Genomic DNA, 15,752 nt, shown 5'->3' on the forward strand with positions numbered 1-15,752 from the left:
TTGTTTTTTGATGAATTTCCTCTATCCGGGTTTTCTTTTTGCACTCTTTGCGGCGGCCATTCCGGTAATCATCCATCTTTTTAATTTCAGGAAATTTAAAAAAGTAAATTTCAGCAACGTCGCCTTTATCAGGGAAATCGAAGAGCGCAACGCGTCGCGCGAAAAGCTAAAAAATCTGCTCGTTCTTGCTGCGCGAATCCTGTCGATCGTTTTTCTTGTGTTGGCTTTTGCCCGTCCGTTTATAAATTCCGGGCAGTCTCCGGGTCCGGATGAAGGGATTTCCGTAAGCATTTATATCGACAATTCTTACAGCATGGATGCCGTGAACAAAGACGGCAGCCTGCTTGATGAGGCCAAACGCCGTGCAAAGGAAATTGCGGCATCATACAACCTGAATGACCGTTTCCAGTTATTGACAAACGATTTTGAAGGTGCTCACCAGCGTCTCCTTAGCCGGGAGGCATTCATTTCTGCCGTAGATGAAGTGAAGATCAGTGCAGCAGGCAGAACCCTGCAGCAGGTTTTGAACCGGCAGCAGGCTGTTTTCTCGGGTAGGGCAGCGCGCCAGCTTTATATCCTTTCAGATTTTCAACAGACCTTTACCGGTACCAAACCCATGCAAACCGAGGCGGGCACACGGGGAGCGTTTGTAAAACTGCAGGCCAATCCGCAGCCAAATGTGGCTATCGACAGCGTATGGACCGAAGTGCCTGTGCACAGGCCCGCCGCAGCGGAGATGATCATTGTGCGCGTTCGTAATTACGGGACACGAAACGCCGATCATGTGCCGTTGAGGTTACTTCTCAACGGAACACAAAAGGCTGTAAGCAGCCTGACGGTTCCTGCGGAAAAGAGCATAACCGATACCCTATCGTTCAGCGGCCCTGGCGCGGGCTGGCAGCGCGGCGAACTTATCATCAAAGATTTTCCAATCACTTTCGACGATCGTTTTTTATTCACGTTTGAAGTGAAGTCGGGCCAGTCTGTGTTGCAGATCCAGGGTCGCAATGCGGGTAGCCAGATCAGTGCCTTACTCGCTGCCGAGCCGTTTTTTAAAACTGCGGAAGTCAGCGAAGCTGCGATTAACGTTGCCGATTTTAATATATACAGCCTGGTGGTGCTCAATGGCGTGCAGCAGCCATCTGACGGCCTTGCCATACGGCTCAGGGATTTTGTTGCTCAGGGTGGCAGTCTGCTTCTTATACCCGCCGCCGATGCGGCACCTCAAACTTATAACGGATTTTTGCGTGCACTTAAACTGCCTGGATTTTTGAGCGTTGATACAAGTTCGACAAGGGTAACAGCAATTAACCTCAGACATCCCCTTTTCAGTAATGTATTTGATGCAGTGCCGCGAAATATGTCGTTGCCGGAAATAAAGGGTTTTTTTCAGCTTGAGAACACACGGATGGCCCGCGAAGATGTATTGACCATGCCTGGCAACCGGCCGGCATTTTCCGTTTTTCCCCAGGGCAGCGGACGGGTCTATCTGAGTCTGGTTAGCCCCGATCCAAAAGCCGGCGACTTTTATCGCCACCCGGTTGTTGTGCCTATGCTGCTGAATACGGCGCTTGCTGCCGGACACCGGCCGGCATTGTATTATACGCTGGGTCGGGATGCCACGCTGCCTGCGCCACCGGTTACACTGTCAGAGAAAAACATGCCCAAGCTGGTTTCGGGAACTACTAAAATTCTGCCCGAGCTGCAGCGGCAGGCGGGACACACTTCGCTTTACATCGCCGACCAGGCCCGGAAACAGGATTTCTACACCCTGCGCCGCAATACAGAAACACTCGCAGCGTACGCCTTCAACACAGGGAGAAATGAATCTGATATGCGCTATGCAGACAATGAAACACTGCGCAGACTGGGAAACAACAACAAGATACAATTGATAGATATGCGAAACGATTCGCTGTCTGCGGGCATTGCTGACCAAAATAACCGGACAGAGTTATGGAAACTTTGTCTAATTTTGGCGCTGGCCTTTATCGCTGCAGAAATCGTTTTAATCAGATTTTTAAACCACTCAGGAAACAAAAAAGCTTCATGAACCTTCTTTTAAAAAACGTTATCATAACCGAACCCGGCAACAGTCACAACGGGCAGCAAGCAGATCTGCGCATTGAAAACGGAATAATCGCCGAAATCGGCAGCGGGCTGGTTGCCGGAAACAATGAGCAGGAGATAGACGGAGCCGGGGCGTACCTTTCGCCGGGATTTTTTGACCTGAACGCGGCTGCAGGCGATCCGGGTTTTGAAACCCGCGAAGACACAGACAGTCTGGTGGCGGCTGCCCGGGCCGGAGGTTTTACCGGCGTGGCGCTTATGCCACATACCAGTCCGGTGGTGCAATCCAAGTCGCAGGTACAGTACATCCTCAATAAGACGAAGGGGGCGGTGACTGATATTTTTCCGGTAGGCGCCCTAAGCCTGGAGCGGGAAGGCAAAGAACTGGCCGAGCTGTATGATATGCGTCTTGCAGGGGCCATTGCGTTTTCAGACGGCGACCGTCCCGTAAAAGACGATGGTTTTATGAGCCGTGCGCTTCAATACCTTAAAGGCTTTGATGGCTTGCTGATGGTTTACCCGGAGAATGGGTCCATCGCCGGTAAGGCAAAAATAAATGAAAGTGCGAACAGTGTGTTACTGGGCATGAAAGGACTTCCGGCGCTTGCCGAAGAAATGCAAATTGCACGCGATATCTTTTTGGCCCGCTATAACGATGCGCGTGTACACATCAGCACCGTATCAACAGCCGGTTCGGTAGAATTGATCCGCAAGGCAAAACAGGACGGGGTTCGTATCACCTGTGATGTTGCGGCCCATCATCTGAGCATGACCGAAGATCTCCTGGCCGAATTTGACAGCCATTATAAAGTAAAGCCGCCCCTGCGTGGTCAGGCTGATGTCGAAGCGCTGCTTGCCGGTCTGAAAGACGGAACAATAGATGCGGTATGTTCACAACACCGGCCTGAAGAAACGGAGTTTAAAAACGTAGAGTTCGAAATAGCTCATTATGGCATCATTGCGCTGCAAACGGTTCTTCCGCTGCTGGTAAAGGCCGGACTGAAGGCCGAAGAAATTGTACGCTGTCTGGCTATAGGTCCGCGGAACGTGCTTGGCCTCGACGTTCCCGCTATTGCCGCCGGAACAAAAGCCAGTCTTACCCTGTTCAATACAACAGAAAAGTGGACCTATAACGAAGACAACAATTATTCGCTGTCTGTTAACTCGCCGTTGCTTGGACAGGAGCTTCAGGGCAGGGTTCAACTAGTTATCAACAACAATCAGCTTTATAGCAATGGATAATAAGATTAAAACAACACTGGCAGCGAGCCTGAACAGATTCGCTACCGTAGAAGGTGCTGCGCCGGGAAACCTGGAAGCCGAATTGACGACAGTATTCTCGGGAGACGAGGGTTTTCTTGAAAAAACCGAAAAGTTTGACGCCGTTTTTGACGAGCACCCACGCTTCGAGGCCTTAAGGGAAGTATTCTTCGACCTGCTGATGGTCAACTTTTTTGCCAGCGATGTGCAAAAGCTTGAAGATGATTACCTGGAAAGTGACGAGTGGGCTGCCATCGAAGAGGAAACCATTGAGCGCGGCACAGAATTACTTAACCTTCTGCTATATATAAGGGAATGCCAGGATGAGGGCATCAGTCCCGAACTTGACGACTTTCTTAAAGAATTCCTGCTCGTGGAAGATGACGAGTTTCAGGACGAATTTGCGATTTACGAAAGCCTGATCAGTAACCAGGAACTTGTAGAGACCAATATCCGGCAAATCTGTGAAGCTGCTGAAAAAGTAGACAAGGGTGAAGAGCTGGAGGAGCTGTTTGTGCCCTTTCTGACATTCTTCCAAAATCCGCACGGCGGAGAAGAAGCCCTGGCAGAACTGGCAAGCCACAGCAGGAACAGCGGGTTCGAAACCGCGGTTTATGCCTTGCTTATCACTTATAACCGTTAACCACTCAACCAAACCATACTATGGAACAGAAAATCATCGAATCTGAAAAAAAACCAACTCAGCTGGCCCTGCAGGTTGCTGTTATCTATGCGATCTATTCCCTCATCCTGCTGTACGTATTTAAAGCATTAGGAATTGACACACAAGACAAAAACCTCGCTATAGGTCATAAGGTGCTGAGCACGCTGCTTACGTATGTGCCGTTTATCCTGGCTATTTTTTACACCCAATGGAAACACAAGTCTGAGCTTGGCGGCTTTATGACCTTTGGCCGGGCATTTTCTGCAGGCTTCAGAATGGCACTGCTGGCTGGTTTGTTCCAGGCTATCCTGATGGTGCTTTATTATAAATTGCTCGATCCCGGTGCTATGGATCAAATCATTGAAACAGCACGCGCAAACGCGAAAACCGAGCAGGAAGAGCAGGAGGTGGAAATGGTGAGTAAGTACATGATCTGGATGATTGCTTTCGGAGTTATTCTCTTCCTTGCATTTTTTGGTACGATCATCAGCCTGATCGGTGCGGCTATCTTCAAAAAGGAGCGCCCGGTATATATCGACACGCAAAACAACCGCATTGTTGAAGGCTGAGCCGGCTGCATACCACGAATCAAAAATTTTAACGATCTTCGCGCCAAAAGAAATATACTGTTTACAGGGACGTTCCTGTAAACAGTTTTATGTATAAAATGGATATATCTGTCGTCATACCGCTCTTTAATGAAGATGAGTCGCTGCCCGAACTTGTTGCCTGGATAGACCAGGTTATGCTGGCTAATCAGTTCAGTTATGAGGTTTTGCTTATAGATGACGGCAGTACAGACCGGAGCTGGGAGGTGATCGGCGAACTGAAGGCAACGTATCCTTCGGTGAAAGGCATTAAATTCAGGCGGAATTACGGCAAATCGGCGGCACTCAATGTAGGTTTCGCTGCCTGCCAGGGTGATGTAGTAATCACCATGGATGCTGATCTGCAGGATAGCCCGGACGAGATTCCCGAACTTTACAGGCGCATTCGCGAGGAGAAGTTCGACATCGTGTCAGGCTGGAAAAAGAAACGGTATGATCCTATAACCAAGACCATTCCGACGAAACTTTTTAATGCGGCCACACGTGGCATGAGCGGAATCAGGCTGAATGACTTTAACTGCGGCCTCAAGGCTTACCGGAGCGATGTGATCAAAACCATCGAAGTATACGGCGAAATGCACCGGTATATACCGGTTATCGCTAAGTGGGCCGGTTTCAGCCGTATCGGCGAACAGGTGGTTGAACACCGGGCCCGGAAATACGGCACGACAAAATTTGGCTTCAGCCGGTTTATTAACGGTTTCCTTGATCTCCTGTCTATCTTTTTCGTAGGGAAATTCGGCAAGCGCCCTATGCACTTTTTTGGTACCCTGGGTGTATTGAGCTTTTTTATCGGTGTCACCATGTCGCTGTGGATCATCGGCGAAAAGCTGTACCATCTTTCAGCGCACATTAGTTACAAACGGGACATCACAGACCAGCCGCTTTTTTATATCGCGCTGGTAGCAATCGTTGTCGGTTCGCAGCTTTTTCTGACCGGCTTTATCGCCGAGCTGGTTTCCCGGAATGCGCCTGAACGAAACGAATACCTGATCGAGACCACGATCGATTAATCCTTATACAAGCAGCCGTGTTCTTTTCGATCATCATTCCGCTCTACAACCGTCCGCAGGAAATCAAAGAACTGCTGTACACGCTGACCAGGCAAACGTATATGCAGTTTGAGGTGCTTGTTATCGAAGATGGCTCAACGCATGACGCCCGTGAGATTGTGGAGGGATATGCAAGTCAGCTGGACATCCGGTATTTTTATAAACCGAACGAAGGGCAGGGCTTCACGCGGAATTTTGGCTTCCGCGAAGCAAAGGGCGATTACTTTATCATTTTCGACTCAGACTGCCTGATCCCAAAACAGTACCTTGAAAAGGTACGTAACTATCTTTTTGAACACGACCTGGACGCCTTCGGCGGTCCGGATGCAGCACATAAGAGTTTTACACCCGTTCAGAAGGCGATCAGTTACGCCATGACCTCGCCGTTTACAACAGGCGGTATCAGAGGCAATAAAAAACACATCGGCCAGTTTCATCCGCGCAGTTTTAATATGGGGCTTAGTCGCGAAGTATGGGAGAAAACCGGCGGCTTCATTTTAACGAGGCTTGGAGAAGATATCGAGTACAGCATCCGTATCCAGCAAAATGGTTTTAAGATAGGGCTGATTCCCGAAGCGCATGTTTACCACAAGCGGCGCACAAGCTTCGGGCAGTTTTATAAACAACTGCATTTCTTTGGCCGGGCAAGGATCAATATCTACAAACATTTCCCCGGCGAACTTAAGGCGGTACATTTTTTTCCGGCTGTTTTTACGCTGGGCCTGGCCGGGGTACTGGTGCTGCATGGCATCTACCTGCCGCTTGCCCTTGCCGGCGATATCGTATTTGGTATTTATTTTTTGTTGATATTTTTTCACGCCCTGCTGCAAAATAAATCGTTAAAAGTTGCATTTTTGAGCGTAATCGCGGCCTTTACACAACTGGTCGCCTATGGTCTTGGTTTTATTCAGGACTTTTTCAAAAGAGTTGTGTTTAAACAATCATGATAGAGTTTTTAAAGGAAAGCACATTCGCAGTTAATGAAGTAATTCAGCGCGCCTGGGGAATTACAAAAAAACATTACCTGTCTATTGCCACGCTGTGTTTTCTGATGTTCCTTACGTCGAGTGCGAGCAGCCTGATGGCTTTTTTTCTGAATGAAGTGAGCCGGCCGCTGAGCATCCTGATGGTTTTTTTGTTTATCCTGATGTACTTTACGATCAACCTTTCCATGCTGCGGTACATTTTTCATCTGCTGGACAATGAGGATAACGATGTTACGATTGTAGGCACCATTCCCACCAAGCTGCAGATTGTCAGGTTTCTGATTGCCACGCTTTATTTCATGATGTGTATCATCGGCGTTTACCTGCTTGTTACACTGGTGCCCTTCCCAATCATATTTCTGCTGATCAAAACGCACGTCATCACGACACAAAAAACCATTCATCTGATCTCCGGCATCTTTATCTCGATCGGAATCCTGGCTATTTTTATAACCTGGCTGCGTATTTCATTTTTCCCGTTTTTTATTCTGGACAAGGGAGCCCAGCCGTTTGAATCAATCAAACTCAGCCTGGCAACAACAAAAGGTAACTTTACAAAGATCCTGCTCTTGCTGTTGGTGCTTGGTGGTTTCCAGCTGTTGTACCTGGCCTTCAGTTACCTGCACTGGCCCATTGTTTCATTTATCATCAATGTGCTCAGCTCATTTATCATAGTGCCTTTATCGGCGGTCTCCCTCACGGTTGCCTATCGCAAAATGATGCAGGAATACAAGGGCGATGCCCAACCCGATATCTTGCACAACATTGTTTAAGGAACGTTGTTTAGCTACCTGCGGGGTTTTCTCCGTTTGATTTTTTTATCGCCGACATGGGAATAAAAGCAAGTTTAAGCAAGCCGCTCGCCGCCTTCGTGGTAAGGGGCATCAATAAATGGAAGAAGAATGCAGTTGCTGCACAGGAACGTACGCTTGCCAAACTGATTGAGAAAGCAAAACATACGGCATTTGGACGCGATCATGATTTTGCGTCTATTCATAAGCATGCAGACTTCCGGGTACGGGTACCCATACGCGACTACGAACAGCTGAGGCCCTATATAGACCGTGTGGTAAATGGCGAGCGCGACGTGACCTGGCCGGGAAAACCGCTGTACTTTGCAAAAACTTCAGGTACAACATCGGGTGTAAAATACATTCCCATATCAAAGGAATCGATGCCCGAGCATATCAAAGCTGCACGAAATGCCTTACTTACCTATATTAACGAAACGGGGAAGGCCGACTTTGTTAACGGAAAAATGATCTTTCTGCAGGGCAGTCCGGAGATGACCGAAAAACATGGCATTTCTGTAGGCCGCCTGTCAGGCATCGTTGCGCACCATGTGCCAGGATACCTGCAGCGAAACCGCCTGCCATCATACCAGACCAATTGTATTGAAGACTGGGAGGAGAAGGTAGACGCCATCGTTAAGGAAACGCTGCATGAGGACATGACGCTGATTTCAGGCATACCGCCCTGGGTGCAGATGTATTTTGACCGGTTGACTGCTGTCTCCGGCGGAAAGCCAATCAAAGACATTTTTCCCAATTTCAGCCTGTTTGTATACGGCGGCGTAAATTTTGAGCCCTACCGGGCGAAGATTGAAGCGAGCATCGGGCGTCGTGTGGATTCGATAGAAACGTACCCTGCCTCTGAAGGGTTTATTGCTTACCAGGACTCACAGACCGAGAAAGGGCTGCTGTTGCTGGCCGATGCCGGGATCTTTTATGAGTTTATCCCTGCCGCAAATTATTATGATGAAAACCCGCCGCGTTTAAGCCTTGCCGACGTAGAACTGGATGTAAATTATGCGCTTATTCTGAATACCTCGGCGGGTTTGTGGGGATACAGCATTGGCGATACGGTTAAGTTCGTTTCAAAAGACCCTTATCGCATTGTGGTAACGGGTCGGATTAAACATTTCATATCCGCCTTTGGCGAACACGTGATCGGGGAGGAGGTTGAGCAGGCGCTGCTGAGCGTAGCAGCTGAAGAACAGGTTGGCATTACCGAGTTTACGGTAGCTCCGCAGGTTAATCCGCCGGCAGGCGAACTTCCTTACCATGAATGGTTTGTTGAATTTTCCGTTCCGCCCGCCAATCCTGAGGCTTTTGCCAAAAAGGTAGACGAGGCGCTTCAAAAGAAAAATATTTACTATTTTGACCTGATTGACGGCAGGATTTTGCGTCCGCTGGTCATGCGCAGCCTGGCCAAAGATGCGTTTGTAGGTTACATGAAGCAGGAAGGGAAACTGGGGGGCCAGAATAAGGTTCCCAGGTTAAGCAATGACAGAAAAATTGCCGATGCACTTTCAGGCTGGATGCTGTAAATTATAACTGACAAGAATTGAAGAACATTGCAATATTAGGTGCCACAGGATCGATTGGAAAGCAGGCGCTGGAGGTGGTACGCAGCAATCCGGAACGTTTCAACGTTCAGGTGCTGACTGCGCAAAACAATGCTACCCTGTTGCTTGAGCAGGCACTGGAATTTAAGCCTGGGCTGGTTGTAATTGGCAACGAGTCGCTGTATGGACAGCTGCGGGCAGATCTTTCTGGTACAGGTATCCAGGTGCTTTGCGGCGAAGAAGCCTTGTCTGAGGCGGCTGCGTGGCCGGGAACAGATATCGTACTAACTGCCCTGGTAGGGGCGGCGGGCTTAAAACCCACAATTGCGGCGATACAAGCGGGGAAGGATATAGCCCTTGCCAACAAAGAAACACTCGTGGTTGCGGGCGAAATTGTTACCGCACTTGCTTCCAAACACGGCGTCAACATCCTGCCGGTAGACTCAGAGCACTCCGCTATTTTTCAATGCCTGAGCGGCGAAACCGGCAATGAGATCGAAAAGATCATTTTAACAGCTTCCGGCGGCCCATTTCGCGGGCGGAGCAGGGACTTTCTGGCTACCGTTACGCGCGACGAGGCTTTGCGCCACCCTAATTGGGTCATGGGTGCCAAGATCACCATTGACTCGGCCTCGCTAATGAACAAGGGGCTTGAAGTCATTGAAGCAAGCTGGCTGTTTGGGCTGACTGCCGGGCAGATCGAAGTGATCGTTCATCCGCAATCTATCGTCCACTCGCTCGTGCAGTTTAGCGACGGCTCAATCAAAGCACAGATGGGTCTTCCGGATATGAAGCTGCCGATTCAATATGCGCTGACCTATCCCGAGAGAATAAAAACCGATTTCCCGCGTTTCAATTTTTTCGACTACCCGGAACTGAGTTTCAGTAAACCCGATATGGATACCTTCCGCAATCTTAAACTGGCCTACCAGGCGCTTCAGACCGGTGGCAATAAGCCCTGCGTGCTGAATGCCGCAAATGAGGTTGTTGTAGCAGCCTTTCTGGAAAAACGTATTGGCTTCCTGGAAATGAGCGATGTAGTTGAAAGATGCATGGATGACCTGCCTTTTGTTCAGCAGCCATCACTGTCGAATTATTTAGAAACTGATGAACATACCCGTATCTTTGCCGCAGATTTGGTAACAAAGCAACAGAAGGTACATCTAATTTAAAAACTATAACAGAAGAAATTTATGAATGGATTGATTATGGCGGGGCAGTTGCTGCTGGGATTATCGATTTTGGTTATCCTGCATGAGCTTGGACATTTTCTTGCAGCACGCGCCTTTGGAATCAAGGTCGAAAAGTTTTATCTTTTCTTTGATGCCTGGGGTGTAAAACTGTTCAGTTTTAAAAAAGGCGATGTGGAGTATGGTATTGGCTGGCTGCCGCTTGGCGGTTACGTCAAGATTGCCGGTATGATCGACGAGTCGATGGATACCGAGCAGATGAAATTACCGCCGCAGCCCTGGGAGTTCCGTTCTAAACCGGCCTGGCAGCGTCTTATCGTAATGCTTGGCGGTATCATTGTAAACATCATTGTCGGTATCATCATATTCTGGATGCTGACGTTCAGATACGGGGAAACGTTTATTCCAAACAGTTCGGTGCAGAACGGTATTCATCCGGGAAGCATTGGTAAAGAAGTTGGCCTGAAAGACGGCGATAAAGTAATTGCCATTAACGGCAAGAAAGTAATCCGCTTTGAGGAAGTGATCAGTCCGAAAGTACTAATGGGCAATACCACCCTGACGGTGATGCGCGACGGTAAGGCCCTCAATATTCGTGTGCCTGACAACATCCTGAATCAGGTTTCTGATCTCGGCCTGGCTGAGTTCATCAGTCCGGACCCGCGTATCAGTACCCGCATCCGCCAAGTGGCGCCGAATACGCCGGCTGCAAAAGCAGGTGTAAAAGCCGGCGACCGGCTGTTGTCTGTAAACGGCAAACCCGCGCTGTTCCGCGATCAGCTTACTGATCAGCTTCAGCTTTCGAAAAACAAGACCGTTCCGCTTGTGGTAGACCGTGCCGGCGAAAGGGTTAACCTGACCGCAAAACTTGACGCAACGGGTGTCTTTGGCGTTGCATTCAATGTAGACGAGATCAGAACACAAACCCTCAATTACGGATTTCTTGAGTCGCTGCCGATCGGAGCAGACAAGGCATGGAAAACGTTCAGCGACAATGCCAAGGGCATCTGGAAAGTTATAACGGGTAAAGTACAGGCACAGAAAGCGTTTTCGGGTCCGGTTGAGATTGCGCGCAAAATTTATGGCGGCGAATGGATATGGGCAAGATTCTGGGCATCAACCGGGTTTATCTCCATTGCCCTGGCCTTTATGAACCTCCTGCCAATTCCGGCCCTCGACGGCGGACACGTTGTGTTCCTGCTGATTGAGATGGTTAAGGGCAAACCGGTAAGCGATAAATTCCTGGAGCGTGCGCAGATCGCCGGTTTCGTGATCCTGCTGTCGCTCATGGTCTTTGTGCTGGGTAATGACATCTTTAAGGCCTTTATGGGCAAATAACATGGAAGATTACTTTGCTTTTTACGGACTGCCGGTCGTTTTCAACCTGGATGCTGCCGCTGTAAAAACGAAATTTTTTGAGCTGAGCCGCAAATACCATCCCGACTTTTTTGCTAATGAAAGTGCAGAGAAGCAGGATGAGGTGCTGCACCTCAGTACGCTGAATACAAATGCCTATAAAACGCTGAGCGATCCCGCCCGGCGTTTGGCATATCTGCTGGAGCTAAAAGGGGTCCTTGTTGCTAATGAGAATTACGTGCTTCCGCAAACTTTCCTGATGGATATGATGGAAATAAACGAAGCTATTATGGACCTTCAGTTTGATCCGGATGCCGAAAAGGTAGTAAGTATCCGTACCCAGGTAGCCGGGATTGAAGAGGAGATGACTGGCGAGCTCCAGACGCTTACGCAGCGGTACGACGCGTCGGCCGATGCGAATGAGCAAAACGCACTGCTTCAATCGATCAAAGACAGCCATTACCGGCTAAAGTACCTGGTGCGTATGAAAGAGAACCTTGCAAAACTTGCGTAGCCGGCAACCGGCAGTGTGAAAAGAAAATAGGGAGAAAAGAAAAAAGATGAAAGACCGTGGCGCAGAGCCTGGAGTCTATCCTCCGGCAACGGGCGAAACAGCCTACCAGGCTATAATCAGCTGAAAGAACAGGCGCGTCTCACTACTCATATCTCCAGTCTTCCCTCATCTACGCACTGCCTTTTCCTACGCCATACGTGCTGATCATGTACAAATAAAAAAATCCCCGGGCAATCTGCCCGGGGATTTTTTTTGGCTCTATTGAAACTATTTAAAGAGGTTGCTGTCGTTGCGGTATCCGGCTGCGGTCGAAATATACCAGTCAGTGAACTGTGTGCCGCCTGATTTTGCCCATGCATCAAAGTTCAGATAGGCTGTTTTGATCGACTTCGCTTCTGTAGGGTAGGCAAAGGCATCAGGGAAATTCAGTGCCCATGGCGCGTTGTTGGCATCCATGTAATAACGGTTGCTTGCCGGAACGCTGTTATCAGCACCTGTGCGGAACAGAGTCTTGTCGGCTTTGTCGGTCGGCGCATAGTTTGACAGGTGAACCTCGTAACCGCGGCGTTTGTTGCTGATCAGGAACGGGTTGATAGCTGTATTTACCAGCGTTCCCTGTGCAACTGGTGAGGTAAACAGAACGGTTACGTCAACCTGGGTGCCCGCAACTTTTGCTTTGCCGGGAACCGTGTTCACCTGTGGCGTGCCGTCTGCATTTTTCAGCAGGTTCTCGTGGTTGTCAAAAGGAATGATAACCGCTTTTGCCTGTCCGGCTTCAACACCATTTGCTGCGAGGCTAATGTATCCGTTTTTAAGGTTTTGACCAGTAACTGATGTAACTGCGCTTGCTGCAACCGGAAGCTGTACACCGAATCCGTTGTTGTAATCGGCACCGGCAGCAACGGGAAGGTATGAGCCGGTCATTTCCACAACATTATTGGCAGCATTGCTTACATATTTGTAACGGTAATTAACAACCAGGTCATTTACATCGAAGTCGCCGGTATTTGGCCAGTTATCTTCGAACGCCAGGGTAGCCCAACCGGTTTTAGACGGATAGTAGCTGGTATAAGCACGTGTTGGGTCGTTCGGGAACTCGTCGGCAGTGTCGTCTACACCATCGTTATCACTGTCTACACGGGTATCAATGGTGGATACATTTGTTTTTGAAACAGCTGTTGAAGGCGTTGCGGTGGCATAAACGACCAGGTCGTTGAAGTCGTTGTCAGATCCGCTTCCGGCTGTACGGTTAACGTCTTCAAAACCGAGAACGAACAAGTCATGCTGGTCATCATACAGCATTACAGAGTGTTTGCGCAGGGCAGTTGTCGATTCAGGGTTGAATTTTGAATCTGTATAAAATTTCGTGTTACCGGTTTGAATACCGTTGCTGGTCCATGCATTTTGAATCAATACAAGCGCGATGGTTGTGCCGGCATTAAATTTACCAAGGCTTACTTTGTTACCGGGTTTTAGTCCGCCGCCCGAGCCATAAGCAGAAGCGTTAGGGAATACCATAGTTACCTTGTCGATTGCGTTTTCAAGCGTAGAACCGGTTGCCTGCGAGGGTGGATTATTGGTTGGATAGCTGTACCAGCCAAGTGTGTTTTTGTAGTCAGCACCTTCAGAAACAAAAGTGATAAAGATCTCGGTGTTATTCTGGGTAACCACGATGTTTGATTGCGCAGTGCTGGTTAAATACTCAGGATGCGTTTGTGTAAGGGGTTTGCCTTCAGGCAGAGAGGCGTTGATATAAGAAAGCAAGCTCGCATCAATATCGTCTGATGTGCCAAGCAGGTATTTCGGACGACCAAGGGCGAACGGAAACTCTGTGGTATTTACGATTGCGCCTGCAGAGCTGGTGTATGGCGAAGGATAAACATAGTCCGTTCCGAGGATACCGGCAATGATGTTGCCTTGTTTGCCGGTCATGGTTGCGCCGGTAGCGGTATTTGCTTCGTTGCTGATTACAACATCGCCGCTAAGGCCGTCGGCACCACCGATCACCATGCTGATTGATGATTTGTTTTTAATAACAGATTTTACCTTGTTCAGCAGGCCGGTATATTTTGGTAATACGGCAACAGAATCGAGGTAGTTAGGAACATCCACCGTGCCGCGAACATGACCGGATGCATCACTTACGCCTTTAAAGAAGATCTTATCAGCATTATCTGTAGCGGTTACGCTTACAAGCGCACCTTTGATCGGCTGGTTGTTGTTGCTAAGCAGGCGGATATCGAACTGAACCTGTCTTGACGTCTGATAACTAAAGGTAGAAGGTACATTGCTGCCGGTTTGTTCAGGTTCAGGAGCGGTAATACCGTCTGACTTTTTACAGCCTGAAATAAGGCCGCCGATGAGCAAAAGGGCAAGTGCGGATTTTTGTAGTGTTTTTTTCATGTTGTTTAAAATGTTGTTTTCACCAGCTGTCACCAGGCCATTCAATAGGGATGTTTTTTAACGAGTGGTATTCCGACTCAAACATGTGTTAAAGAAGGCTGCGGTTTGCTGCGCTGCAAAACTATATGAAACAATAGTGCCCTGGCTGGCGCACCGAGCCAGGTCCCGGCGAATGGGAGGGATGTCCCGGCGGGCGCCTTGATGGTACAGGCAAGCGGCGTGAATATGTGTAATGACTTCCACACTGCTGCTGCGCAGGATTGGGGAACTGTGGAACACGAATTCCCCGGTTCCCCAGGCCGGGATGTAACAGCAATCAGCTATTTGAGACAGCAGGATGGATGCTGAGCAGGGTCGGCTGAACGTCAAAAGCGCAAAAGCATTTCAGGCTGCGCTGATTTGTGACTATTTTGCGGGAAAATCAACATTCATGGGAAACACCATCAATCTTTTTCGCAAAGTTGCCGTGCTGGAAGGGATCTCTTACCTGCTGCTTCTTTTTGTAGCCATGCCCTTAAAATATTTTGCGGACATGCCACTGGCCGTCAAGTACACTGGCTGGGCACACGGACTGCTGTTTGTGTTGTATGTCGCGCTGCTGATTATGGCCTGGTCGGAAAAGAAATGGTCGTTCGGTAAAGCGCTTCTGTTTTTTGTGTCTTCACTGCTGCCTTTTGCGCCTTTCTGGGTTGATAAGAAATTGAAGCATGAATAATTGGTTGGTAAATCTGTAGTTCGTCTTTCGAGTATCGTATTTCGACCAGCGCCTAACGAGTGAACGACCTGGGCGAATGCAAGGGGCCTTGTACGTGCAAGTTTATATTAGTCTGTTGGTGTTAGTATAACGCATACCCCTCAATGACGCTGGGTGAGCCACGAGCCATGAATCAGTGTTGTCCGGTAAAAATTGGCTGAATGAAATAAGATCGTTCTGAACGGTCTTAAAGCAGTATTGGCCTAAGTCTTCTGAATCAAGCCCCCTGTATTCTATGTCTGCGGGTTTTACGTACAGCCCGCGGTTTTGATAACGGTTTTGCCCGCTTACTGCCACTGATAGGTGCGGACCGGCCTTGTATCTTCTCGCCGCAGAAAAGTATTAAAAGTCTTGCACTGTTTTAAGGAGGTCGGGAGGAACCAAGGAGGGGAACCAGCCCGGAACGGAATGATGCAGGGGCAATCCGGGCCTTTTCCCGCCGCCGTCGGACTTTTGATGCTTTTATGCAAGAAGAGATACACAGCCGGAGCGGTTTGTTCGTCTCTTTTATGTTATTTCAAATGGTACGAACGCTTTCGGCTATGCCT

13 protein-coding genes are annotated in these 15,752 nt (G+C 48.9%); 12 read left to right on the forward strand and 1 reads right to left on the reverse strand.

What is annotated here, in order from left to right; genetic code table 11:
* Positions 1–10: 10 nt before the first annotated feature.
* The 11 genes from EJV45_RS04855 to hscB all read left to right on the forward strand — a co-directional run bounded on the left by EJV45_RS04855 (position 11) and on the right by hscB (position 12,047).
* Complete coding sequence (locus tag EJV45_RS04855; RefSeq protein WP_165304979.1) at positions 11–2,053, forward strand: BatA and WFA domain-containing protein; 2,043 nt, start codon at positions 11–13, stop codon at positions 2,051–2,053.
* A complete protein-coding gene (locus tag EJV45_RS04860) occupies positions 2,050–3,312 on the forward strand; it encodes a dihydroorotase family protein (RefSeq protein WP_129714538.1) in 1,263 nt (420 codons plus the stop codon). The genes EJV45_RS04855 and EJV45_RS04860 overlap by 4 nt, the downstream gene beginning before the upstream one ends.
* Positions 3,305–3,973 carry a hypothetical protein gene (locus EJV45_RS04865; RefSeq protein WP_129714539.1) on the forward strand — a complete coding sequence of 223 codons (669 nt, stop codon included), beginning with the start codon at positions 3,305–3,307 and terminating at the stop codon, positions 3,971–3,973. The genes EJV45_RS04860 and EJV45_RS04865 overlap by 8 nt, the downstream gene beginning before the upstream one ends.
* A gap of 20 nt (positions 3,974–3,993) precedes the next feature.
* Positions 3,994–4,563: a DUF4199 domain-containing protein gene (locus EJV45_RS04870; protein WP_129714540.1), complete on the forward strand. Its 570-nt coding sequence runs from the start codon at positions 3,994–3,996 to the stop codon at positions 4,561–4,563.
* 98 nt (positions 4,564–4,661) lie between these two features.
* Entirely contained in the window at positions 4,662–5,615 is a 954-nt protein-coding gene (locus tag EJV45_RS04875; RefSeq protein WP_129714541.1) for a glycosyltransferase family 2 protein, read from the forward strand.
* Positions 5,616–5,632: 17 nt separating this feature from the next.
* The gene (locus EJV45_RS04880) at positions 5,633–6,601 is read left to right on the forward strand and encodes a glycosyltransferase (protein ID WP_129714542.1); all 969 of its coding nucleotides are present in this window, start codon (positions 5,633–5,635) and stop codon (positions 6,599–6,601) included.
* Positions 6,598–7,413: a hypothetical protein gene (locus tag EJV45_RS04885; protein WP_129714543.1), complete on the forward strand. Its 816-nt coding sequence runs from the start codon at positions 6,598–6,600 to the stop codon at positions 7,411–7,413. The genes EJV45_RS04880 and EJV45_RS04885 overlap by 4 nt, the downstream gene beginning before the upstream one ends.
* Before the next feature lie 56 nt (positions 7,414–7,469).
* Entirely contained in the window at positions 7,470–8,969 is a 1,500-nt protein-coding gene (locus tag EJV45_RS04890; protein ID WP_129714544.1) for a GH3 auxin-responsive promoter family protein, read from the forward strand.
* Positions 8,970–8,986: 17 nt separating this feature from the next.
* Positions 8,987–10,159: a 1-deoxy-D-xylulose-5-phosphate reductoisomerase gene (locus EJV45_RS04895; protein WP_129714545.1), complete on the forward strand. Its 1,173-nt coding sequence runs from the start codon at positions 8,987–8,989 to the stop codon at positions 10,157–10,159.
* 21 nt (positions 10,160–10,180) lie between these two features.
* On the forward strand, positions 10,181–11,515 hold the full coding sequence (gene rseP, locus EJV45_RS04900; protein WP_129714546.1) for an RIP metalloprotease RseP: 1,335 nt from the start codon (positions 10,181–10,183) through the stop codon (positions 11,513–11,515).
* Between the two features lies 1 nt (position 11,516).
* A complete protein-coding gene (hscB, locus tag EJV45_RS04905; RefSeq protein ID WP_129714547.1) occupies positions 11,517–12,047 on the forward strand; it encodes a Fe-S protein assembly co-chaperone HscB in 531 nt (176 codons plus the stop codon).
* Positions 12,048–12,314: 267 nt separating this feature from the next.
* Here hscB and EJV45_RS04910 read toward each other — a convergent pair whose 3' ends face one another.
* Positions 12,315–14,450, reverse strand: a complete 2,136-nt coding sequence (locus EJV45_RS04910; RefSeq protein ID WP_240755199.1) for an LruC domain-containing protein — start codon at positions 14,448–14,450, stop codon at positions 12,315–12,317.
* Between the two features lie 430 nt (positions 14,451–14,880).
* Here EJV45_RS04910 and EJV45_RS04915 point away from each other — a divergent pair, with 430 nt between their 5' ends.
* Positions 14,881–15,165: a DUF3817 domain-containing protein gene (locus EJV45_RS04915; RefSeq protein WP_129714548.1), complete on the forward strand. Its 285-nt coding sequence runs from the start codon at positions 14,881–14,883 to the stop codon at positions 15,163–15,165.
* Positions 15,166–15,752 lie beyond the last annotated feature (587 nt).

Source organism: Pedobacter sp. SYP-B3415 (assembly GCF_004138205.1).
In the GTDB taxonomy this organism is placed as follows: domain Bacteria; phylum Bacteroidota; class Bacteroidia; order Sphingobacteriales; family Sphingobacteriaceae; genus Pedobacter.

What these genes read in the sequence shown, in the direction of transcription:
- EJV45_RS04855 (WP_165304979.1), top strand. Translation starts at nt 11, where the DNA reads ATGAATTTCCTCTATCCGGGTTTTCTTTTTGCACTCTTTGCGGCGGCC.
- EJV45_RS04860 (WP_129714538.1), top strand. Translation starts at nt 2,050, where the DNA reads ATGAACCTTCTTTTAAAAAACGTTATCATAACCGAACCCGGCAACAGT.
- EJV45_RS04865 (WP_129714539.1), top strand. Translation starts at nt 3,305, where the DNA reads ATGGATAATAAGATTAAAACAACACTGGCAGCGAGCCTGAACAGATTC.
- EJV45_RS04870 (WP_129714540.1), top strand. Translation starts at nt 3,994, where the DNA reads ATGGAACAGAAAATCATCGAATCTGAAAAAAAACCAACTCAGCTGGCC.
- EJV45_RS04875 (WP_129714541.1), top strand. Translation starts at nt 4,662, where the DNA reads ATGGATATATCTGTCGTCATACCGCTCTTTAATGAAGATGAGTCGCTG.
- EJV45_RS04885 (WP_129714543.1), top strand. Translation starts at nt 6,598, where the DNA reads ATGATAGAGTTTTTAAAGGAAAGCACATTCGCAGTTAATGAAGTAATT.
- EJV45_RS04890 (WP_129714544.1), top strand. Translation starts at nt 7,470, where the DNA reads ATGGGAATAAAAGCAAGTTTAAGCAAGCCGCTCGCCGCCTTCGTGGTA.
- rseP (WP_129714546.1), top strand. Translation starts at nt 10,181, where the DNA reads ATGAATGGATTGATTATGGCGGGGCAGTTGCTGCTGGGATTATCGATT.
- hscB (WP_129714547.1), top strand. Translation starts at nt 11,517, where the DNA reads ATGGAAGATTACTTTGCTTTTTACGGACTGCCGGTCGTTTTCAACCTG.
- EJV45_RS04910 (WP_240755199.1), bottom strand. Translation starts at nt 14,450, where the DNA reads ATGAAAAAAACACTACAAAAATCCGCACTTGCCCTTTTGCTCATCGGC.
- EJV45_RS04915 (WP_129714548.1), top strand. Translation starts at nt 14,881, where the DNA reads ATGGGAAACACCATCAATCTTTTTCGCAAAGTTGCCGTGCTGGAAGGG.